The organism is Emticicia sp. 17c, assembly GCF_037153985.1.
Classification (GTDB): domain Bacteria; phylum Bacteroidota; class Bacteroidia; order Cytophagales; family Spirosomataceae; genus Emticicia.
This window is the reverse complement of the sequence record NZ_JBBAYI010000002.1, coordinates 1-22,541: the sequence shown is the minus strand read 5'-3', so window position 1 is coordinate 22,541 and position 22,541 is coordinate 1. Positions and strand designations below refer to the sequence as shown.

Genomic DNA, 22,541 nt, shown 5'->3' with positions numbered 1-22,541 from the left:
CAACCCCTGTTGCTAACTGTTTTTTTCTCATCAGATATAAATATTATTTACTGGTTTTTATAGCATAGGCACTTCTTTGCTTGCGGCTTAGTAGTGTGTTGGCTTCGTTATCATTTTTAAAACGCTCGGTTTTGGGGTCCCAGTACAACTTCCTTTTCAACTTCATGGCTGCATGGTGTAACAAGCACGCCGTACAAGAGCGATGCCCGATTTCGGCTGGAGCAATAGGCTCTTTTCGAGCAATAATACTGTCAATCCAGTTTCCGTGGTGGTCGGTGCTTACTGGTAAGTGAATTTCGTTCGGAGCTATTTCCGAAGTAATAATTTTAGGGTCACTGGCATCGAGCTTTTTAGCTGCGTTCTGTTTGGCTATCGGGTCACTGGCTGTAACCGAACTATCCCCGCGTGACACGAAAATCCAGCCGTCGGTTCCTTCAAATTTAATTCCATTCGGAATCTCATTGCTAATGGTCATTTCAACGCCATTCTCATAAAGCGCATGGGTAGTAAAAATACCATGCACATCCCACAAGCCTTTTGTCGGAAACTGCGCTTCGCCCCATATTTCAATTGGGCCTGTGTGTTCGGTGTTCATGCCCCAATGAGCTATGTCAATATGATGTGACCCCCAGCCTGTTATCATTCCGGCACCGAACTGTTCGCAGCGTAACCAGCCCGGCCGGTCGAAACCGGATTGAGGATGCACCCTTTTTTCAGTGTAATAAACCTCTGGCGTAGTTCCTAGCCACATATCGTAGTTCAGGTTTTTCGGAACAGGCATTTCTGGCTCATCGTCGCCAGAGGGGTCGCCGGGTAGCCCGACGTACACTTTTCGTAGTTTGCCTATACGCCCGTTACGTACTAATTCGGCTGCATACCTGAATTGTGAAGTAGAGCGTTGCTGGCTACCAATCTGAACAATTTGGCCTGAGCGTCTGACGGCATCGGCCATTATGCGTCCTTCCGAGATAGTCAAGGAGGCAGGTTTCTGCACATACACGTCTTTACGTGCCTCTACGGCGTGTACTACAATAGGCGCATGCCAGTGGTCGGGTGTACTTACAATGACGGCATCAATATCTTTATTGGCCAGAAGCTCACGGTAGTCGCCATAACCTTTTGTGCCGGTATAATCTTTTCCTGTTTTTTTTGTGTAATAGCCGTTTACCAGTTGCTGGGCCGAGGCTACACGATTACTGTCTAAATCGCAAACGGCTATAATCTGAGCGTTTTCATGTTTCCATACGCCCGGCATATCATGCCCGCGCGAAATCCTGCCAACACCGATAGCCCCTATATTTATTCTATTGCTCGGAGCTGTTTTTCCGAAAACCGATGCCGGCACTATGGTAGGGAGGCCAGCAGCCAGCGCGCCTCCGGCTAACAGTCCTTTTCCGCTCAGGTCGAGGAACCTTCTTCTCGAAATATTATTGTTTTTTTCGGTAGTCATATTCGTTTATGGAAGTTACATTGGTTAAATAGAAGTATCAATAGGGTAGGGGATTTGTGTGGCTGTATTATCGGTTTTACTCGACTGCAACAGCCACAAGTACGAGTACGCCCCGCGTTATATGTAGAATTGTTTCATGATAGCAAACTCAGCGTTATAAGTGGAATAACTGATGTATGGTTAAGATTTAGGTAATTCCCGAAAAAATACAATTGATATAGTTTCAGGATATTTTGTTGCCTATATGCAAATACTTGTTTTGACGCTTAAATCAGAAGAATATTAAGGTATTTTTTGTATTAAACAAAGAGTTTTATGACTAATTTTAATAATATATATCGGTTGCGTTTTCGGGAACGTTCCCGATAGTTTGCCAGAATAGATTAATTTTACAGATTTTTCGGAGGTCGTTATACAAGCTATAAATTAACCAGTTGTGATGAAAAAAGCCTGCTTATAAACCATATATTGGAAAAGTATAATTCTGTTTGTACGAACATTGTATGGGTATGTGTGGTTGTATCATAAAATTTCGTACTTTACCGTAAAAACTCGATACCCTTACTGATGAAACCCGATACCCTGAAAAGAGAAATAGACATACTGGGCCTTGCTGCCAATACCGTTAACCTGATAATAGGCGCAGGAATTTTTGTGTTACCAGCTTTAGTAGCCGCCTATCTGGCCGAAGCCAGTATTCTGGCTTATGTTGTTTGCGGGGTGCTGATGTTTGCCATTGTACTATGTTTTGCCGAAATAGGAAGCCAGATAACGGTTACTGGTGGAGCTTATGCCTACATTCAAGAGGCTTTTGGCGACTATGCAGGTTTTTTATCGAACTCTCTTTTCTGGTTTGGTACAGGTGTATTAATGAATGCCGCCGTAATGAATGCCATGGCCGACATGATAGCCATTTTTATACCCGAACTACAAAAACCTATATTCAGAAGCCTGTTTTTTATATTACTTATTGGCGGTTTTGCATGGGTTAATATCAGGGGTGTAAAGTATGGCAACAGAATGGTGAAAGTAAATACCTTTCTAAAACTGATACCGTTATTGTTGCTGATTGTTGCCGGAGTTACCTGTATTGCTCCCGACAATCTGAAATGGCATAGTTTTCCGTCAGTTTCAAGCATTGGCGGAGCCTCATTATTATTGTTCTTTGCTTTTGGCGGTGGAGAAGCCGCATTGAGTGTAAGTGGTGAAATAAAAAATCCTAAAAGGGTAATTCCTGTGGGTATTCTGTTGGGTATTGGTACAGTTATTTTGCTATACATGGTTATTCAGACTATTGCACAAGGTGTACTAGGCAACGATTTGGTGCATTATAAAGATGCGCCGCTGGCAGCCGTAGCTCAACGGGTATTCGGGAAATGGGGAGCTACTTTAATGACTATCGGAGGCATCGTTTCTATCTTTGGGTCATTGAGTGGCTCTATTTTATCATATCCGCGTGTATTATTCGGTGGCGCGCAGAGCGGGTGGTTTCCTGCATTTCTGGCTAAAATACATACACGGTTTGCTACTCCTTACTGGGCTATTATAATTTATGGCCTACTCGACTTTATATTTGCTGTTACAGGCGGTTTCAAGCAATTAGCCATTATTGCCAGTGCTTCTTTGCTTATTATTTATCTGGGAGTTGTGCTGGCAGTTATAAAATTCAGACTGACGCGTCAGGTATCTGCCAAAAATACGTTCCGACTTCCATTTGGGTTGCTTATCCCTTTTATTGCAGTTGTTGCCATTTTATGGTTTTTGTCGAACCTGCAAAAAGATGAATGGATGGGAATAGGAGTTGCTTTGTTGCTGCTATCGGGTATTTACGCGCTCGTGAAAATGTCGGGCCGCAGAAAATAAGGCTGATAGCTGCCACTTTTTCGCCGATTTTTTTGTTCAATCTTGGCGGATATATAACGAAATTGCCATTTTCTCGTAAAAAGCCGTAATTTTGTACTATGATTATAAGACCAGAAAGACCCATAACAGATTGGTTACCGCTGACACTCAAAGAAGTGGAAAAGAGAGGCTGGGACGAGATAGACGTAATTCTCGTTTCGGGAGATGCCTATGTTGACCATCCGGCCTTCGGAACGGCTGTTATTGGGCGTATTATTGAAAGTGAAGGTTTCAGAACCGCTATCATTGCTCAGCCTAACTGGAAAGATGACCTGCGGGACTTTAAAAAATATGGAAAACCCAAGTATTTTTTTGGGGTTACAGCGGGGTGTATGGATTCGATGGTGAATCATTACACCGCTAACAAACGTCTACGCTCGAACGACTCTTACACCCCAGGTGGTGAAGCAGGTTACAGGCCCGACTACGCCACAACGGTATATACCAGAATCCTGAAACAGTTGTATCCTGATGTACCTGTACTGATTGGTGGCATAGAGGCTTCTTTAAGACGTGTAACTCATTATGATTACTGGAAAGATGAATTAATGCCTTCGATTCTGGCCGATTCAGGGGCCGACTTGCTGGTATATGGCATGGGTGAGCAGCCCCTACGCGAAATCCTGAAACTGGTAAAAGAGGGTGTTCCTTTAAATACTATCCGAAATATAAATCAGGTAGCTTATTTGCAGGATAACTCTGAAGCATTATCGGCCGACAGAAACTGGAACACCGTTGAGTTGGCAAGCCATGAAGTTTGTTTGAAAGATAAATTGAAATATGCCGCCAATTTCAAGATAGTAGAGGTAGAATCGAACAAATGGCAGGCCAATCGGATAATCCAGCAAATAGGCGAAAAAACGTTGGTGATTAACCCGCCGTTTAAAGTAATGGATGAGAAAGAAATCGATAAGTCCTTCGACCTACCTTACACTCGTTTGCCACATCCGAAATACAAAAAACGTGGGCCAATTCCAGCCTATGAAATGATTAAGTTCTCGGTAAATATGCATCGTGGGTGCTTTGGTGGGTGTAGTTTCTGTACTATTTCGGCACATCAGGGTAAGTTTATTGCTTCCAGAAGTGAAGAGTCTATCATGAAAGAGGTCGACGAAATTGCGAAGCATCCTGAGTTTAAAGGGTATATTTCAGACCTCGGAGGGCCATCAGCCAATATGTACCGCATGAAAGGTAAAGACGAATCTATCTGCGCCCGTTGTCAGGCTCCAAGCTGTATTCATCCGGTTATCTGTTCAAATCTTGATACTTCTCATAAACCGCTTACAAAAATCTACCAGAAGGTAGACCAACATCCTGACATTAAAAAGGCTTTTGTGGGTTCGGGTATTCGGTATGATTTACTAGTCGATGATTTTAATAAAAACAATCAGGACGGAAACCATGACGAGTACATGGAGCAACTTGTAACAAGGCACGTATCGGGCCGTTTGAAAGTAGCCCCTGAACATACCTCTGACGATACCCTGCGTGTCATGCGTAAACCGTCGTTTAAATATTTCAGGAAGTTTAAGCAAAAATACGATAAAATACAGGATAAACATGGCTTGAAACAACCGCTGATTCCTTATTTTATTTCGTCTCATCCGGGTTGCGAAGAGGCCGACATGGCTAATCTGGCTGCCGAAACCAAAGACCTCGGTTTCCAGCTAGAACAAGTACAGGATTTTACGCCAACCCCTATGACAGTGGCCGAGGTTATTTATTATTCAGGGGTGCATCCTTATACCTTGCAACCTGTAAAAACAGCCAAAACACGTGAAGAAAAACTGGCACAAAACCGCTTTTTCTTCTGGTATAAACCCGAGTTCAGAGACTGGATTCGTAGCCGCTTGCACAAACTGAATCGCCCTGACTTGGCCGAACGTTTGTTGGCTAAATCTAAAAAAACACCTGCTAAGGAAACGACAACCGCAGCAGCATCTGTGAAAAACAAAAAGAAGAAATTCAGATAAATAAAAGTCCTCTTTTCAAGATTACCTGAAAAGAGGACTTTTATTTTAGACGTATTTGTACTTTTTAAGTAACATCGGGGCGTTCTTCACTATAATGGCTGAACTGTTCTTCTGCCACAATCTTTCTGATTCTTTCAATACTTTCTACTAGTTCTGTATAAGTGTTGTATAATGGAGCTATTCCCAAACGGATGTTATCTGGTGGCCTGAAGTCAGGAATAATAATTTTAGAACCATCCTGCGGTTTAATCATTGCCTGACTTATTCGGTAACCCTCAGGGTGCCTGATAGAAATATGCGACCCCCTTCGGCTTACATCCAGAGGAGAAGCAATAGAAAAACCGTACGGAACTAACAAATTCTGAATAAGTTCTATCATAAACTCGCTTTGCTGCACACTTTTTTCCCGAAGCGCCTCCATGCCTGCTTCGAGGGTAATATCAACGCCCCCTCCGATAGCTGATAGAGACAGAACAGAAGGCGTGCCTGTGGCAAAACGTTGAATACCTTGCTTGGGTTGATAATGAAGGCTGAAATCGAATGGAGCCTGATGGCCGAACCATGCCCAGATAGGGCTTGTAAGCTGGGCTTGTAGGTCTTTACGCACATACAAAAAGGCCGGAGCTCCCGGGCCACCGTTCAGGTATTTGTAGGTACAACCCACGGCCATGTCGGCATTTGTATCATTCAGATGAACAGGTACAGAACCAACCGAATGGCTTAGGTCCCAAAGTACAAGTGCTTGGTGCTGATGAGCTATGGCATTAATACGCGCCATGTTATACATAAACGCACTTTTAAAAACCACATGGCTTAATAATACCAACGAGGTGTCGTTATCAATTACCTCCGCAAAGCCAGCTTCTTCAATCGTCAGATTATCCTGACTTTCGACAAGTGCCAGCGAATGTCCCTGAAATTGTTGCTCAATGAGGCCCTGTAATATATATAAATCGGTAGGAAAATTGAGGTTGTCAGAAACAATTTTCTTTTTCGGCTCATTCAGTTTTAACGCAGCAAAAGCCAGTTTGTATAAGTTGAGTGATGTGGAGTCACCTACAAAAATTTCATCTTCTTGCGCCCCTACTATTTTAGCAATTTTGGCAGCTGTTTGCTGTGGTAAGTCTATCCAGTGATTATTCCAGCTTCTGATTAAGCCTTGTCCCCATTGGTGGGTAACCAAGTGCTGGGTTTGCTGAATAGTTTTTTGAGGGAGTTTGCCTAGCGAATTGCCGTCCAGATAAATAGTGTCGGCTTCATGCACAAAATAATCCTTAAAATGCGCTAGTTTGTCGTTCTGGTCAAGTAATTGGGCTTTCTTGTAAAAGGTATCGGTCATTTGGCTGTTGAGAATATTTTATCAGGTGCAAATTTTAGAATAAATCTGATAAATACCAGTTTTCATGCAACCTCAATTAACAAAAAAAGCCAGTAGATTACTACTAGCTATCTGTGTTTTTACTCTTTAGCCTTAAGCATCTTTTGCCGTTTTCAGAATTAACCCGAAAATAATTCGCCAGAGCATAGGTACAAAAACCAACATTACTACACCTGCTATAATTAAAAATAAACCGAAGGGGTCTGCAATACCATCCAGAATGAGCAAAACAGAGGCAGCTATGGTAAGTAGTTGTAAAAGATAATATACCAACATTATTACTCGTGCGCTGGGTGGCCCAGGTTTAAGTATAAGGAAATTCTTCATAATAAATAGTTATGTATTTGATTTTAATACTTAATACTAGTCCCTAATAAAAAAGTTATATTTTTTACTAACTTTTTTTTAACACAACTACATCAAACAATAAAGACTCCCTGAAGCAGAGAGTCTTTAATTAAACTAATTAAATAGATATAAATCAGCCTCCCGAACTACCTCCACCACCACCCGGAGGGCGAATTGGGCCGGTATCCTTGGGCGGGTCATCGTCCGCGAAGGTATTAGGCTGTTGCTGAGGAGTAACCGATTCTGTTTCGCAAGAGCTTAGTGCGAAACCTGCTAGCACCAATACTAAGAAAAATCCCTTTCTTAGTACTGATAGGGGTTGATTCATTTTTTTCATTTTGTCTCCGTTTTTTGGTTTGACGAATCGAAATTACAGCATGAAACAACCCCTAAAGGGCTAGCCGGATTGGGTAAAAATGAGTTACTAAGAGATAGAAATAAGTGTCTGATTATTAGTAAATTATGTGAATTTTTAAGGGTGATTATTTTTGAAAAATATTGGCTGTTTGTGTAGCAGATTTGTAATGAAGAAGAAACTTTGGCAGGATACAGGATAAAAGAAAATAAACCAGAAGAATAAAAAAATTATTAGGGAGCTATATAGAAAAAGTACAAATAATGAATATGTGGTTAATGAAAGAAACAGTGTAGTTTAATCAAGACTCTCTAGTAATTAGAGAGTCTTTGATTCTGAACTGTCTGAAACGAATCAGGCTTAACTGCCTGAACCACCACCACTAGGAGGGCGAATAGGCCCATTGTCTTTCGGAGGGTCATCATCGGCATAAGTCGGTAATGGTTTTTTAGGGTCAACTAACTCGCTCTCACACGAGCTAAGGCCGAAGCCAGTTATAAGTAAGGTCATGAAAAGGGCCTTTCTGAAGGCCGCTGAAGTTTGAGTTGCTTTTGTCATTTTATTGTTAATTTTGATTTGTTGAATCGAAATTAGGGATTGACAAAGCGCGGTTTTTAGGAGGGGTTATAGGTGTAGGTGAGTAGCTTCCAGATTCGATTAATTGGCTTATTTTCAGTTGTTTATGGCTATTGTTTAGATAAATAAACTTTCAAAAATTTTCATCGAAAATGATTAATAACCCTAGAAGTAATTCTGTTCTATTGAACGACGATGAGATAGACTGGCTTTGGAAAAGAATGTTGTTAAAGTTCCAGAAAAATGAAAAAAGAGACCTCAGTACCCAGAAGATTTCGTCGGCCCTTGAGTTTTGGCAAAACAGAAACCTGAAAAGTAGGTTTATGATTAATTTCGGTCGTGATACCGACTACAAGCAATGTAGGATTCCGATTGATGCAGATTTAGAAAAAGGAAAAAAAGCAATAACAGATACATATTTAAGAAACCACCTGATTGTCAGACATGAAAAATCATTTCAATATGGTTACCTGAATCGGATGGTGTTTTATATAACGCAGGATACACAACAGGCTGACTGGAGTGATTATTTCAGAAAAAATGGCTTTCCGATTTATCTGGACGGGGAGGTTCCGGCAGATGTTTCAGATAAGCTAACCCCGGGTATTAAATACCTGAAAGGTACTTGGCTTAGTTTTAACAGAAACCTCGAGCAAAATAAATATGCCCGTTGTTTGTACAGATTCTCGATTTTAGGCAGCCAGATGCTGGTAGACCGCGAAGGCTATAATGCCGAAATTTCGTATCACGGAAAAGTTACGGTGCAGGATGACTCAAGCTATATGTTCGACCTGACAGGTAAAAAGAAACAAAAACGTAAGTTTGTTATTGCCGATACGAAAGAAATTAGTCCTAATATGCTAGCCTGTATCAGTTCGGCCTTTAGTATTGATGGCAATAAGCCTGTATTGGTTAAAGAAATGCTTATAAAATTGCCGGATAATCAACAGCCTGAACTGACAGGAGGAATAGTGTTTGATGCCAAAGAATTAGGCGCAAAAGTAAAGGAGTTTTTTGATGAACCCGAAGCCAGTGTGGTTCTGGAAGAAATTGAGGCTTTTCTCGGAGCAGACGAAGTGCCATATTTTAGTCTTGACGATTTGGTAAATATAAAAAAACAACATCTCAGTGCCATTGAAAAAGAGAAATTAAGCGAGCCTAAAGTTTATCGGAAACAATCGGTGTATGTGCATTTTAACCGTCTCGGAAAAAAACCTGTAAGCTATGAAAGAGAGATTGTTAAATATTACAGAGACCACAAATACACCGAAATGCAAAATGTAAGGCAGCGGATTGTGGTAGAAGACGAATATATGCTAATGAAAATATGCCAATATACCAAGCATGAAGTTCAGAAACATAAAGTAAGTTTTGAAGCCGAAGACGAAACCGGTATTGTAGATGTTCAGGCTTTGTTTCCGATAGCGAACAATGATTTGGATAACGATTTCAGGAAACCTCATCCTAAATATAGTAATCTGGTAGTCGATGAAAAAGATGATACCTTTGTTTCAAAGGCCACTTTCATCAACGATTTTATTAATACTAAACGTATTGCTATCAGTTTTGAAGAAATAACACAGGTTTCTGAAATAGTAATTGATTTTGGGTCTATTGAAGATTTTGAAGCCATGAAAATAAATATCAGCCAGATTACCTATTGTTTTAATGTACCAGACCGCAATAGCATGAAAATGATAACGCTCCCAACCGCTACGCTGCCCTACAAAAACTTTGTAATAAACAAAATAGACAGAAATAAACTCCAGATGGATTTTGACCATAGCCTTGATATTGACCCCGCTAATCCTAAAATTTTCACAATTAAAGTAAATTGTGAGCTTTTTAAAGATGATTACTTATATATTTATTTTAATCTTGAAATCTAGCTTTCACTGAGGGTTATAAAGGCAATAAGGCCAGCTTTTAGAGGTAAGTATCTTTCAGGTTTATTCAGCCATTTTTAAATGAAACTTTTACATTGAAAGAGAATATCGAAGAAAAAATAGTGAAATTATTAAGGTCACACTCAAGCCGTGACAGAGAAGAAGGGTGTCATCTTCTTGAAAAGGCTTTCAAGACCAGAGTTACTTCATGGGTTAGAAAACAACAGGGCCGGATTCCGCCGGAAGATATATGGCAGTCGGCAGCCTTAAATATGATACTGGCTATTCAGACACAAAAGTATCAGATTATTCCTGGCGTGCAGATGTATACCTTCTTTCATCATTTAGTAAAAGCCGCCTGGATTAAAGAAGCTAAACATATTTTGCCACAAGAGGATATTCAGTCCAGAGAAAATGACTTTGAGCAAACACATGAAGAGTTTAATCCTGAAATTGCCTTTGATGTGAATCAGAAAAGGCGTTTTATAAGCGAGTGTCTGGAAAAACTAGACCAGAAAAGTAAAGATATACTGAAGGCTATTCTCTATGAAGGCAAAAGGGTGGTTGATATTCATGAAGAGTTTGATTTGAAAAATCATAATAATGCTAAACAAAGGTTCTTCAATGCTAAAAATAAACTTATTGCTTGTCTGAAAAAACATTTCGGTTATGGAAACGAATAAAGAAAACTTTGAAAAATTTATCAATTTCCACAGAGGCGAAGCCTCAGAGATTGAAAAACAGGAAATTCTTGCCTTAATTGGTCGTGATGAAGCGGCCAGAGAAGAATTTGAAGAAATGAAATTTCTGGAAGAAAATATCAGGCTTTATCATTGGCAGAAAGAAGCTGAAATGGTTTTAAAGAAGTCGGTGCGCCCAAGTATTTTTACCATTACGTTCGGTAAAATAGCGTTAGCAGCATCGGTTATTTTATTAACTACTTTTACCTATTTGTTACTGAATCGTAATTATCTACCTGATATTATTATCGAACAAGGTACCTTAATGGGTGAGCCACAGTCTAAAAGTTCTACTACGCAATCGGCGCAAGAGGTTTCGTATAATCTTTTTTTGATGGGGAAAGCCAGTTACTATGCAGATAATTTCTCCGAAGCAATTAAATATTATCATCAGGCACTTGCTACGCCCAATCTTCGTAACCAGTTTTATGAAGCACTCAAATGGCATCTTTGTATTGCTTATTTACGAAATGGAGAGCCCGAAAAAGCCCAGAAACTGATTGATGAACTTGAAAAAATAGAAAATCCTAAATATAAAATAAGCGCACTAAACAAGCTGAAAATAAAAACCCAACTAATGGCAGCTAAGATTTTCTGAACCAGTAAATGGCAAAGCCACCCAGTAACATTAAAACAGAAAAAATCATGACTCTTAACCAGAAGTTATCATAAACAATAGGTTGGTTGTTGCCCATAAGTTGGAAATGCGCCCAATAAAAAGGAATATCGTTCTGCAAGCCCGTATCGGTTGACAGGTATTCAATTTTGGCTTTTTGTAAGGCAATGTCTTTATCCATTCCTTTCATAAGATTCCGATAAAATAAACTAACCAGTACAGAAAGGCTGTTGTCTTCTGCTTGCCAGAAACTCCCTACAACGGCAGGGCAACCCGATAACTCAAGTGATTTACTGAAAGATTGCACCCCTAAACCACCAAAAGTTTTACCGCTATTGGTTTGGCAGGCACTCAGAATTACCAGTGGAACTTTGGTATCTATATACTTAAGTTCACTGGCGTATAAGCGAGCGGCGTTGGTACTGCTATTATTAAAAATCAGGAAAGGGTCGCCGTTGCCAGCTTCTGCGTGTGTGGCAATCATTACCACGCGGGTAGAGTCTTTTTGTAGTTTTGACATAAAAGTTTTCTTTCCTGTGTTAGGGTCAGTATAAAAATCGCTGATTACACCTTTTATTTCCTGCCAACTGAATTTCAAAGGTTTTAAACCACTAGCCAGCGTTTTCAGCGAGTCGTTCAAGGGTAAGAAAATATTCCATTTTTTTGAAATCTCTACCTTTCTGGCAGGTGTAACAACCTTTTCCAGATTATTGGTGTAGGTAATGGCATGGGTTTCTATAAGATACTTTTGTGTACGGCTATTTTGTAGAATATCAAAGCTTACGTTATAAAAATCATTGTCAGGGTTTACAATAATTCTTTCGTATTTGCCAATTTCAGGAAAAACGCTTTTAACAAGCAGGTTATAAAAAAATTCACAAGAAGCCGTTCCGGTAAATCCGGCGTGTTTAGAGGGTTCCTGACTAAGTGCCTGCGTTAAGCTATGTAACTGGCTCTGATAAGCTGTTTTATTGAGCGCAATACTACGGAAAAACAGTTGTCGGGTATCACAGGCAATTAAAAATAACTGATTTTCCAGAATAAAGTAGTTCAGGTAGATGGTTTTTTGTGGTATTTTGCTTTTAAGATGTTGATAACTAGCCAGCGACTCAGGTTGAAAAATACTTGATAACGCCTGATTCGAAAACCTGATTTTTTCTATAAGTTTTCGGAGGCTGATTTCAAAATTATTGATGTCTTGCAGGTTTTTTTCTTTCTGATTTTTCAGATAACTCAGATACTCCTGCGTGTCGTTTACCTGTATGAGTAAACTATCTTCTCTTAAATTACGAAACGTGTTATTGATAAACTGTTTGTCAGATAAGCTCACAGATTTTGCCTCTTCTGCCAATTGGAATGTTTGTTCTAGTAATGGGGTGTCTTTTTTTCTGCTGATTAGCAGAAAGCTAATTTTAATGGCATCTTTATAAAGGTTATAGTATTTGTCTGTGAAAAATACTTTGGAATCAATATCAAAAAAATTTTGCCGGATTCTCTTTGCTATGGCTATGCAACTGAGTTTTTGGTTTAAACTGTTTTGTAAAAACACATCTTTATTGTTTTTACTGAAAAGTTTGTAGTTGATATTACTCAGGTAATTATAAATCTCAAATGATTTGATGTCGTCGTTATTGGTTTTTGTAATGTTGAGGGCCTTAGAGAAACATTCGAGTGCTTTTTCGTTTTGTTGCTTGGCTTCAAATAGTTCTCCGTAAACTTTCCAATATTCGTACAAGGAGTTTGTATTAGTGGCAGCTAATGAAATATGTTTGATGAGGTTTTCGGCCGACTGGAAGTTTTTTTGATGAATATCTATTTCAACAATACTTAACAAAGCAAAATCGGCATAGAATTTACTGTCGGCATTTTTGAGGTCGCTTGAGCAAAGTTTTAAACTTAACTCATACGCATTTCGGGCTTCAGCAAACTGGTTTTTCCTGAGATAAAAATCACCCAGCATTAAATACATTTTGCCTAATTCCGGCTTATTATAGTCTGCTAACTTCCGGTAAGCTGTAATAGCATTTTTGGTGGCCTCGATACCCTTGTCAAAGTCTTCATTAAATAAATAAAACTTAGCTAGGTTGCTAAGTATAAGAGCAAACTCACTTTTTTCAGGAATTTTCTTTGCTATCTGCAAGGCTTTTTCATAAAACATTCGTGATTGTTGTAAATCATACAGTTTCAGCCACAAAGCCCCCTGATTGGAATAATGATAGGCCGCATAGAGCGGAATCTGTTCGGCCAGTTGCGGATTCGCATCAATGATATTATTAGCAAGGGCATAGTATTTTTGTGAATCGGCTATCCGATACCTCACCTTATAATTGGCAGCCAGAGCCGATAATAATTTGAAGCGGATAGAATCAATGCTAATCTTGTGTATCTCCAGTATCCTGATTCCTTGCAGGCAAGCATCAGTTCCATCAGCGTATTGGCCTAAGCCGAAATAGGCACCACTAATATCGGTCAGAATATTGGCTTGCCAGATATAATTATTTTCTTTTTTGGCTAGTTCAAAGGCTTGTTGGTGCAGCACTAACGCTTCTTTGGCCGAATGTTTTGCTGCTTTGTTGCCTTGATTCCAAAGCGAAATAATTGATTTCTGAGCCACAGCATTAATCTGAAAACAGATCAGAAATAGTAAAGTTCTCAAAACTTGTAGGGTTGGTCGGGTTGTAGGTTGTTCAAATTTATAAATTTAGACTAAAACCTCCAAGAAACCCACACCTCTATTTATCTCCGTAAGTTTTAATATTTATCCGTAAGTAAAGTTTAAAAGGGCTACAAATCTTTATTGTCTGTAAATAAGTAGCAGAGTGGTTTTTAGATTAATTGTGTTGCTATATTTCTATTTTTTGGCTTAATAGCCATCTAATATTCTGTGAAAATGGGTGAATGAAAAATTTTGTAAAAAAATCAAATTTTCTTCTAACCTTTTTCCAGTGTTCTACCATTAAACAATAAAAGCCCAACTCTATGAAAAGACATCAGCATTTTTTCTTTATCCGTCATACAAACTACACTGGTAACAGATAGGCCAGCCCTATACCGATTTGCTTTTGTAGTTATGCCGTTTGTTTATCAAACGAAAAATATTTTCAGTAGCATAAGCAGGTGACAATGTATTGTTTTATCAGGTAAATATCAGGTATAAACAAGCCAATCTCCTGCAAAAAACAGCAAACAAAGCCTTGCCATAACAAGGTACGTTACAACAGTAGCCCGAAGAATTCCCTGCTGCTTTTGCCTCTAAGTAAAGATTATATGTGCCTTATGGTACGTATGCTTACAAAAAAAGACTAAAAAATTAAACTCAAAAATCTGCTACAATTACGGATAAAGAAATAACTGCTGTATACGGCCTGCTTTCAATGTAAAAACTGAAAGCAGGTTTTGTAAACCCAAACAGGTAAATAAAAATTAATGATTTTATAAATTAGATATTTATGATACAGGTTACTGCCAGATGCCAGATAAACCCCGATGAGATAGTTTTCTTTGAGGCTTATGTAAATTACACTATTGCTCATTATTCAAATGGGCGTAGGCAGGTTATTGTTAAACCACTGAAGCATATTCAAATGTATGTCGAGTTTATGGGATTTTATCGTATCCATAAATCTTATTTAATTAATCTGGACTACGTTAAAGAAAAACCTGATGCCATGAAGCTAATTGAGCTAAAAGACAACGCCACTCTGACGGTATCACGCCGTAAAATAGCAGGTTTGCGAAAAAAACTCAAGCAGGTACAGTTACAACAAAGGCAAGAGAATCGTAAGTTTGAGATTTGATGTTTCATGGAGGTACTGTTTATTGCCAGCTAGCTCCCAACATAGAAAGCTATTGAGATTTGAAACTCTGACATTTATACTTCAAAAAAGACGAAGACTGGAACGGTTTTCTTGTTGATACCGATTTTCAGGATTTATTGCAGAAGTACGGCAATTAGTGCTATTACACCCAAAATCTTCATACCTTTGGATATTGAATGAAATAGCACATGATAAATATCCATTATTTTACATTTTCACCTTTTGCCGAGAATACCTATATTCTGTGGGACGAAACACGGGAAGCTGTTATTATCGACCCGGGCTGTCTGGCACAATATGAAAAAGAAGAACTAGCCGACTTTATTGCAGATAACCAGCTAACAGTTAAGCACCTGCTTCAGACGCATACTCATCTCGACCACGTATTTGGTAGTGCTTTTGTAAAACGCAAGTTTGGCGTAAAGATGCTCATGCACAAAAACGAACTTCCGGTTTTAAGCAATGTAGAGCATCGTTGTATGATGTGGGGCATAAAAGGCTATGAACCAGTAGAAGCTGATGGCTTTATTGATGAAGGAGACGTTATCAGATTTGGTAACACTGAACTGGAAATATTATTTGTACCCGGCCATGCACCCGGCCATCTGGCTTTTGTTAATCACGCACAAAAATTCATTATTGGTGGCGACGTACTTTTCAGAGGCAGTGTAGGGCGGACTGACTTCCCGCTTTGTAGCTACACCGACCTCATGAATAGTATTAAAACAAAATTCCTTACCTTAGCCGACGATTATCAGGTATATGCGGGGCATAATGACCCAACTACCATCGGGCAGGAGCGACGTTCCAATCCGTTTATTAACCAATTGGGCTAAATTATTCTTCTGTGCCCATACTGGCCAGAAAATGCCCGTTTTTAATTACAATAGACGAAGCCGTTGTATAATTTTCGGGTAATTCAACGGCAATATTTCCTTGCTGGGAAATTCCTGTTCTGACAGGTACTTTCTTGAAGCTCACTTCCTTGTTATCCTGTTTGTCCAGTATCAACACAAATGTGCCTTCGGCCTCACGCAAAAGGGCACTTTCGGGTAGGGTACTGGTTGTGCGTGTACCGGTCATGATTTTGGCATTGATGAACATCCCCGGAATTAATTTCTGTTCCTGTTGTTCGTTGTCGATATGTACGTGTACATTAATTGACTTTGCTTCTCCCTCAAAGGCTTTTCCAACCAGAAATACTGTTCCAACCAGTTTATTGCCCAGACTTGCTTCTTCAACCAGTACTTTTTGCCCTTTTTCAATCTTGAATGCGTCTTTTTCGAGTACTTTTAGTTCAATATGGAGGTGCTCTTTGCTTACAATTTCAAACAATACATCGTTAGGTGCTACCGATTTGCCAATACTGGCACTCGAGCTTTTAATAAAACCACTGATAGGCGCATAGATGTTAAGAACCGGAGAAATATCCTGTTTTTTTAGATTAACCGGATTAATACCCAGCATCTTCAATTTGGCTTCTAATGACTTTACCAATGCCTGATTGCTGTTAAATTCTGACTCTGCCTGTTGTAATTTTTTCTTGGCACCAATATCTTCGGCATTTAAGGTTTGCTGGCGTTCCAGTTCTTTTGCAAGAAAGCCGTTCTGTGCCAGTGCCTGTAAATAATCTTGCTGCATCTGAATAAACTCAATGCCTTCAACTGTTGCTAGCACAGTACCTTTTGAAACAAACTGGCCGGGTAAAGAATGATTATGAGAAATACTTTTAATAAACCCCGGAATAAATACACTTACCGAAGCCACGTTTTCGGGTGGTACGTCAACCATTCCGGTAGATTTTACCTCATCATTAATAGGGGTTTGTTGTAAATTGCCTAATTCTAGATGCAGATTTTTAAATTGCTCAGCCGAAATTTTGATGGTTTCAGCCTTCGCTTCTTTTTGCGGAGTTTCGGTAGTAGTAGAGGCCGCTTCCTGTTTTTTTGAACAAGAAAGACTTAAAGCGGCAATAAATATAGCTATAAAAACAGATGATTTCATGATACAATAATTTTACTGGATTCCTAAAATAGTTTCTATCTGAATAACAGTTTGGTTAAAATTCAGAGTGGTTAAAAGGTAAGCGTCTTTAATTTGCCAGGCTTGTTGACTATTCTGGATGAATTCCATGTAGTCTATTTCGCCACTCTTGTAACTTTTCGTTGCATTTCTGATAATTAAATCGGCTTGTGGCAGGGCAAAGTTTTCATAATAAGCCAGAGATTGCTGATGTTTCTCGTAGTCTTTTTTCAGAATATTAAGTTGCCCTGTTAACTGTGTTTCAACGTATTGAATGTGTGTTTCCTTGATTTTTTCGTTCACTTTGGCGGCTTCAATACGTGCTTTCTGTGCCTTTGTAAAAATCGGGATACCTATGCCCCCCATCAGGGCTATCTGGTTATTAATATGCTCAATACTCTGGTTAGTTAACCCAACTCTGAAATCAGGTTTTAATTTTTGCCGTTCCAGATTTGTCAATTGTTTGTTTATGGTTAGTTGCTGTTCGGCAATAGACAGCAAAGGATTGCCCGATAAAGCCGCTGGCCGCAGAATCTGAGTAGTATCACGTTTAAGGGGTAATAACAAATCTACTTGAAAAGGCTGGTCGAGGTGCAATAAAGTTTGTAATTGCTGTTGGGTAATGGCTTCGTCTCTTTTTAATATTTCCAGTTTGTTTGCAATTTCTCTGGCTCTTACCTCCACGTTTACTTTTTCGAGTAGGTTACTTTCTCCTGTTTTATATTTTGTTTCAGCAGCCTTTAGAGAGCTACGATACAGGCTGTCCTGTTGTATCAGGCTAGTACGCAGTTGCTGGTAATACAGCATCTGATAGTATAGTTGTTTAACAGCCGCTGCAAGCTCATTTTTAGTAAGCTGATTATTCCTACGGCTAGCTTCCACGTAGCTTTCCTGTAAGGTTTTATTGGCCTGATAGAGTTTCGGATGGGCAAACTGCTGTACCAGATTCACGATATAGTCGTTGGTGCGTGGGGCCTGTGTGCGGCCATACTGTACATCAAGAGTCGTTTTTGGTAAATCTCTTGCTGTTTTTATCAGTACCTGCTGTGCTTCTGTTTCTAATTCATTCATTAGCAAAAGCTGATTATTCTTATAGGCAAGTTCTATACTTTGGGGCAAAGATAGCCTTTGTGCAAAACTACCGGCTGGTAGTAGCAGTGCCAGAAGCAGGCAATAATAGCCTGTTGCTTTTATGATATTTTTTATGTTTATGGTGTTCTTTCTCATTGCGTTTCTCCCTTTTTAGTAAATAATCCGTAGATAACGGGTAGCACTACCAACGTAAGCAAAGTGGCCGATATTAAACCCCCGATAACAACCGTAGCCAGTGGTTTTTGTACTTCTGCGCCAGCCGAATGCGAAATAGCCATCGGTAAAAAGCCTAATGAGGCAACCGCGGCGGTCATCATAACTGGTCGGAAACGGTTCTTAACCCCGTGTATAATACGCTCATGAATGTTGTTATAGCCTTCTTCGGCCAGTTGATTCATATAGCTGATAAGTACAATTCCATTTAGCACTGCTACTCCAAACAAGGCAATAAAACCAACCCCTGCCGAAATACTGAAAGGCATATCGCGCACCCATAAGGCCATTATGCCACCAATAGCCGAAAGCGGAATAGCCGTAAAAATCATAAGTGCCTGTCTGAACGAATGGAAAGTGAAATATAGCAACATGAAAATGAGCAAAAGCGCAATAGGTACGGCTATGCTTAATCGGCTTTTGGCTTTTTGAAGATTTTCAAAAGCACCACCATAGGCAAAGTAATAGCCTGAAGGTAGTTTAATATTTGCCTCCATCTTACTCTGAATTTCTTTCACAAGGCTTTCAACGTCGCGGTTTTGCACACCAATACCTAGCGTAATTCTTCGGCGGGTATTTTCGTGTGAAACCTGGGCCGGAGCTAATACATAACGAATATCGGCCACATCATCAAAGTTTATATAAGACCCATTAGGAAGTTTCACATAGAGGGCTCTAATATTGTTAATATCGCCCCTGTAAGTAGAGTCTAGCCTGAGTACCATATCGAAACGCTTTTCTTCTTCAAAAACAACACCTGAGGTTTCTCCGGCAAAGGCTGTTTTTAGTATCAGATTCAGGTCTTCTATGTTTAAACCATATTGTGCTATTTTGGCTCGCTTATAAGTAACCGATATTTGAGGTAAGCCTACTACGCGTTCTACTTTAATACTGGCTACTCCTTCAATTTTTGAAATAACTTTGGCGGCGGCATTGGCTCTTTCAGCCAGTTTTTCAAGGTCATTTCCGAAAATCTTGACTACTATCTCAGACCTTGCTCCTGCAATCATTTCATTAAAACGCATCTGAATAGGCTGAGTAAACTCAACGCTTGTGCCCGGCACTTCGGTTTCGATTACCTTAGCCATTTTTTCAAACATTTCATCTTTTGATTCGGCCGATACCCATTCCGATTTGTCTTTCATATTAATCATGAGGTCCGACATCTCAACTGGCATGGGGTCGGTGGGTACTTCAGAAGAACCTATACGGCCCACTATCTGCTGAATTTCAGGAAAATGTTTCTTTAAAGCTTTTTGGGCTTTCAAGGTAGCATCGACAGTGGTTGACAGGGAGGTTCCCGGAGGTGTCTGGAAATCGATGGCAATATCACCCTCATCTAATGTCGGAATAAACTCGCCACCTAAAAAAGAGAAAACCACCAAACTACCTGCAAAAAATGCTATGGCAATACCAATCACCAGTTTTTTCTTATGCAAAGCCCATTTAACTACTGGTTCGTATATGCCGTACAGTGTATTGACTATTTTGTCGGATAACTTGAAGTGCTTTTGCCCTTCGTTTTTAAGGAACAGTGCCGAAGCCATTGGTACATAAGTTAATGAAAGCACCAACGCCGAAATAATGGCCAGACTGACCGTCATGGCCATAGGTTTAAACATTTTGCCTTCAACACCTGACAGTGACAGTAGTGGCAAATAAACCGTAAGAATAATAATTACCCCAAAAATAGCCGAATTCAGAATTTTAGAAGTAGCCTTAAACACTACTCCATCCATTTCTGTCTGCGATAGTTTTGCCTGTTGGCCCGGAATAAGTTTCTGATGTTGTAAATAATGTAAGATACCCTCTACTACAATAATAGAGCCGTCAATAATTAACCCGAAATCGATAGCTCCCAAACTCATCAGGTTAGCCGAAATGCCAAATACATTCATCAGGCTTAGGGTAGCTAACATTGATAACGGAATAACCGATGCAACCAGTAAACCTGCCCGAATACTCCCCATCAGCAACACTAATACGAAAATCACAATCAGCCCCCCCTCAATCAGGTTTTTTTCAACTGTGTTTATCGATTTATCAATGAGTTTGGTACGGTCAATAAAAGCCCGTATTTCTAACCCTTCGGGTAGGCTTTTCTGAATACGTGCAATGCGTTCTTTTACTCCTTTAATAGTTTTTTCTGAGTCGGCACCTTTCAACATCAGTACTACTGCACCTACGGCTTCGCCGTGGCCGTCTTGTGTCATGGCTCCGAAACGATTGGCATGCCCAAATTGTACAGTAGCTACATCTGACACCAACAGCGGAATACCGTTAACATTCTTGATAACAATATTGTTAATGTCGTTCAGGCTTTTAACTGTTCCTTCACCCCTGATGAAGTACGCCTGACTGTTTTTCTCAATATAACTACTACCTGTATTGGCGTTGTTGCGTTTCAAGGCATCGAACAGTTCGGTCAGGCTAGTGTTATTGGCGCGTAAGCGTTCGGGGTTTGCACTTATTTCATACTGTTTTACGTACCCTCCAAAACTACTGATTTCAATTACACCCTTTACCCCTGCCAACTGGCGTTTCACAATCCAGTCCTGAATAGTTCTTAAGTCTGTAAGCGAATAGCGGTTTTCATAGCCATTCAACGGAACAATCGTATACTGATAAATCTCACCTAATCCGGTAGTAATAGGTGCAAGTTCAGGTTTGCCGAACTGTGTCGGAATTTTATCCTGAATTGCAGTAAGTTGTTCTGCTACTAATTGCCGTGCGCGGAGTATCTCTATTGATTCGTCGAAAACAATAGTAATAACAGCTAACCCGAGCCGAGAAGTAGACCTGATTTCTTCTACTCCTTGCAGATTGGCCATTTGTTGTTCAATCGGAAAAGTAATGTATTGCTCTACTTCCTGAGCGGCCAATGTAGGTGTCTGGGCAAGTATAACCACCTGATTGTTGGTAACATCGGGTATGGCATCAATTGGTAACTGTGTAAGCGAGTAGCCCCCCCAACCAGCTAGTGCAAATACCATTAGCCCAATAATAATTTTATTATGAATGCTAAACTTTATTATGGCATCAAACATATAGATTCTTGGTAATTAAAATGAATAAACCCCTGAACAGAAAACTTACAAGCAGCAACTTATAAGCATACGCTATTCAAGAAAAATAATAAAACGAGAGTTTTTATTTCAGAATCGGGGTGGGTTCAGAAGAGTTTTGTCTACCGAGAAGAAGTAGTGATTCAGCCAGTTAAAATGGTCTTCTTTTGTAATAGAAGAAGCTATTTTAAGACAGGAAAAAATGAGTAAAGCAGGTATCAGATATAGATAACTGATGCCGTTAATATCGAATGAGGGTAATTGCGGATGCTTGGTAGTATTGGCGTGTTTCGAGTTAGCCGAATAATGCATTACCAGAAAATCCCAGAGGTTAAAATCTTTTGGTGCGTCCTTTTTATGCTGATAATAATGCGTAACTAGTTCTGAGAGCTTAATGGATTGGCTCCAGTTAGCTTTCGGAACTAAACTACCCAAAAAGATAGTAACAAACAGTATTAAAGCAATAAAACGCTTCAGATTTATAGATGTTTTTTTGCAAATATAAAAAGTTTTAGCAAAAAAACATGATTCACTATTTATTTTTAATCTGTGTAGTTTGCGCTTTTTTAAGGTTTTCTGCTACCCTGAATTGCACTATTTTTGTAATAAGCGCATAAGGAATAGGTTTGTCTAAAGGAAACTGTACTGAGCCCTTTCCGGTTTTGTAAGCCAATAATTCTTCTTTGAAGGTTTCGGTACCCGTAGGGGCAGGGTAAAATCCTATATGGTTTTTAAAAGCTGCAAAATGCACAAGGTTACCGTTCAGCACAAACGTAGGCATGGCATATTTAATATCTTCTTTGGCATCATTGGCTGCTGCCTTGATAGTTTCACGTACTTTCTGCAGAATCTCCTGTACCTCAGCAGGAAACCAACTGATATATTCGTCAATGTTTTTAGCTAATTTTTCGTTCATAGTGTTTTTTATTCTTTGCTTAAATATAAGCATTATTTAATAAAGAAGTATGCCCAGAAGAAACGCGCATAAAGTTTTTATTGTGCCAATAAAATGATACTTGTTTAGTGGCACACTTTTTTAATATTAGAGCATGTCTAAAAATTAAATTTGTTGTTTTTTATAATCTATTGAGGATTATTTGGCAATTA

The 22,541-nt window shown here is 39.5% G+C and carries 18 protein-coding genes; 7 read left to right on the top strand and 11 right to left on the bottom strand.

What is annotated here, in order from left to right; all coding sequences use genetic code 11:
- Positions 1–43 precede the first annotated feature (43 nt).
- Positions 44–1,450 (bottom strand): Gfo/Idh/MocA family oxidoreductase, encoded by a 1,407-nt coding sequence (locus WAA15_RS04645; protein ID WP_337041347.1) that lies wholly within the window; start codon positions 1,448–1,450, stop codon positions 44–46.
- Between the two features lie 567 nt (positions 1,451–2,017).
- Between WAA15_RS04645 and WAA15_RS04640 the strand changes: the two genes are divergently transcribed.
- Entirely contained in the window at positions 2,018–3,313 is a 1,296-nt protein-coding gene (locus WAA15_RS04640) for an APC family permease (protein WP_337041345.1), read from the top strand.
- Positions 3,314–3,411: 98 nt separating this feature from the next.
- Entirely contained in the window at positions 3,412–5,325 is a 1,914-nt protein-coding gene (locus WAA15_RS04635) for a YgiQ family radical SAM protein (RefSeq protein WP_337041344.1), read from the top strand.
- Between the two features lie 64 nt (positions 5,326–5,389).
- On the opposite strand, the gene kynU is transcribed toward WAA15_RS04635, so the two are convergent.
- The 4 genes from kynU to WAA15_RS04615 form a co-directional block, all read right to left on the bottom strand.
- The gene (gene kynU / locus WAA15_RS04630; RefSeq protein WP_337041343.1) at positions 5,390–6,664 is read right to left on the bottom strand and encodes a kynureninase; all 1,275 of its coding nucleotides are present in this window, start codon (positions 6,662–6,664) and stop codon (positions 5,390–5,392) included.
- 132 nt (positions 6,665–6,796) lie between these two features.
- Positions 6,797–7,030 carry a hypothetical protein gene (locus tag WAA15_RS04625; RefSeq protein WP_337041341.1) on the bottom strand — a complete coding sequence of 78 codons (234 nt, stop codon included), beginning with the start codon at positions 7,028–7,030 and terminating at the stop codon, positions 6,797–6,799.
- A 154-nt stretch (positions 7,031–7,184) separates the two neighbouring features.
- Positions 7,185–7,388, bottom strand: coding sequence for a hypothetical protein (locus tag WAA15_RS04620; RefSeq protein ID WP_337041339.1), 204 nt, complete (start codon positions 7,386–7,388; stop codon positions 7,185–7,187).
- Positions 7,389–7,766: 378 nt separating this feature from the next.
- Entirely contained in the window at positions 7,767–7,964 is a 198-nt protein-coding gene (locus tag WAA15_RS04615) for a hypothetical protein (protein WP_337041337.1), read from the bottom strand.
- 170 nt (positions 7,965–8,134) lie between these two features.
- On the opposite strand from WAA15_RS04615, the gene WAA15_RS04610 reads away from it, so the two are divergent.
- From WAA15_RS04610 to WAA15_RS04600, 3 genes are all read left to right on the top strand, one after another.
- Positions 8,135–9,871, top strand: a complete 1,737-nt coding sequence (locus tag WAA15_RS04610; RefSeq protein ID WP_337041335.1) for a hypothetical protein — start codon at positions 8,135–8,137, stop codon at positions 9,869–9,871.
- Between the two features lie 92 nt (positions 9,872–9,963).
- The gene (locus tag WAA15_RS04605; RefSeq protein ID WP_337041334.1) at positions 9,964–10,551 is read left to right on the top strand and encodes a hypothetical protein; all 588 of its coding nucleotides are present in this window, start codon (positions 9,964–9,966) and stop codon (positions 10,549–10,551) included.
- Entirely contained in the window at positions 10,538–11,206 is a 669-nt protein-coding gene (locus WAA15_RS04600) for a hypothetical protein (RefSeq protein ID WP_337041333.1), read from the top strand. Before WAA15_RS04605 ends, WAA15_RS04600 begins: the two co-directional genes overlap by 14 nt.
- On the opposite strand, the gene WAA15_RS04595 is transcribed toward WAA15_RS04600, so the two are convergent.
- Entirely contained in the window at positions 11,193–13,880 is a 2,688-nt protein-coding gene (locus WAA15_RS04595) for a CHAT domain-containing protein (protein WP_337041332.1), read from the bottom strand. The genes WAA15_RS04600 and WAA15_RS04595 overlap by 14 nt on opposite strands.
- 793 nt (positions 13,881–14,673) lie before the next feature.
- On the opposite strand from WAA15_RS04595, the gene WAA15_RS04590 reads away from it, so the two are divergent.
- Both WAA15_RS04590 and WAA15_RS04585 read left to right on the top strand, forming a co-directional pair.
- On the top strand, positions 14,674–15,021 hold the full coding sequence (locus tag WAA15_RS04590) for a LytR/AlgR family response regulator transcription factor (protein ID WP_337041331.1): 348 nt from the start codon (positions 14,674–14,676) through the stop codon (positions 15,019–15,021).
- A 209-nt stretch (positions 15,022–15,230) separates the two neighbouring features.
- The gene (locus WAA15_RS04585) at positions 15,231–15,878 is read left to right on the top strand and encodes an MBL fold metallo-hydrolase (RefSeq protein ID WP_337041330.1); all 648 of its coding nucleotides are present in this window, start codon (positions 15,231–15,233) and stop codon (positions 15,876–15,878) included.
- Position 15,879: 1 nt separating this feature from the next.
- Here WAA15_RS04585 and WAA15_RS04580 read toward each other — a convergent pair whose 3' ends face one another.
- From WAA15_RS04580 to WAA15_RS04560, 5 genes are all read right to left on the bottom strand, one after another.
- Positions 15,880–17,046: an efflux RND transporter periplasmic adaptor subunit gene (locus WAA15_RS04580; RefSeq protein WP_337041328.1), complete on the bottom strand. Its 1,167-nt coding sequence runs from the start codon at positions 17,044–17,046 to the stop codon at positions 15,880–15,882.
- A 12-nt stretch (positions 17,047–17,058) separates the two neighbouring features.
- Complete coding sequence (locus WAA15_RS04575; RefSeq protein ID WP_337041327.1) at positions 17,059–18,291, bottom strand: TolC family protein; 1,233 nt, start codon at positions 18,289–18,291, stop codon at positions 17,059–17,061.
- Positions 18,288–21,416 carry an efflux RND transporter permease subunit gene (locus WAA15_RS04570; RefSeq protein ID WP_337041326.1) on the bottom strand — a complete coding sequence of 1,043 codons (3,129 nt, stop codon included), beginning with the start codon at positions 21,414–21,416 and terminating at the stop codon, positions 18,288–18,290. Before WAA15_RS04570 ends, WAA15_RS04575 begins: the two co-directional genes overlap by 4 nt.
- A 108-nt stretch (positions 21,417–21,524) precedes the next feature.
- Positions 21,525–21,869: a hypothetical protein gene (locus WAA15_RS04565; protein WP_337041324.1), complete on the bottom strand. Its 345-nt coding sequence runs from the start codon at positions 21,867–21,869 to the stop codon at positions 21,525–21,527.
- Positions 21,870–21,966: 97 nt separating this feature from the next.
- Positions 21,967–22,350: an iron chaperone gene (locus WAA15_RS04560; protein WP_337041323.1), complete on the bottom strand. Its 384-nt coding sequence runs from the start codon at positions 22,348–22,350 to the stop codon at positions 21,967–21,969.
- Between the last annotated feature and the right edge of the window lie 191 nt (positions 22,351–22,541).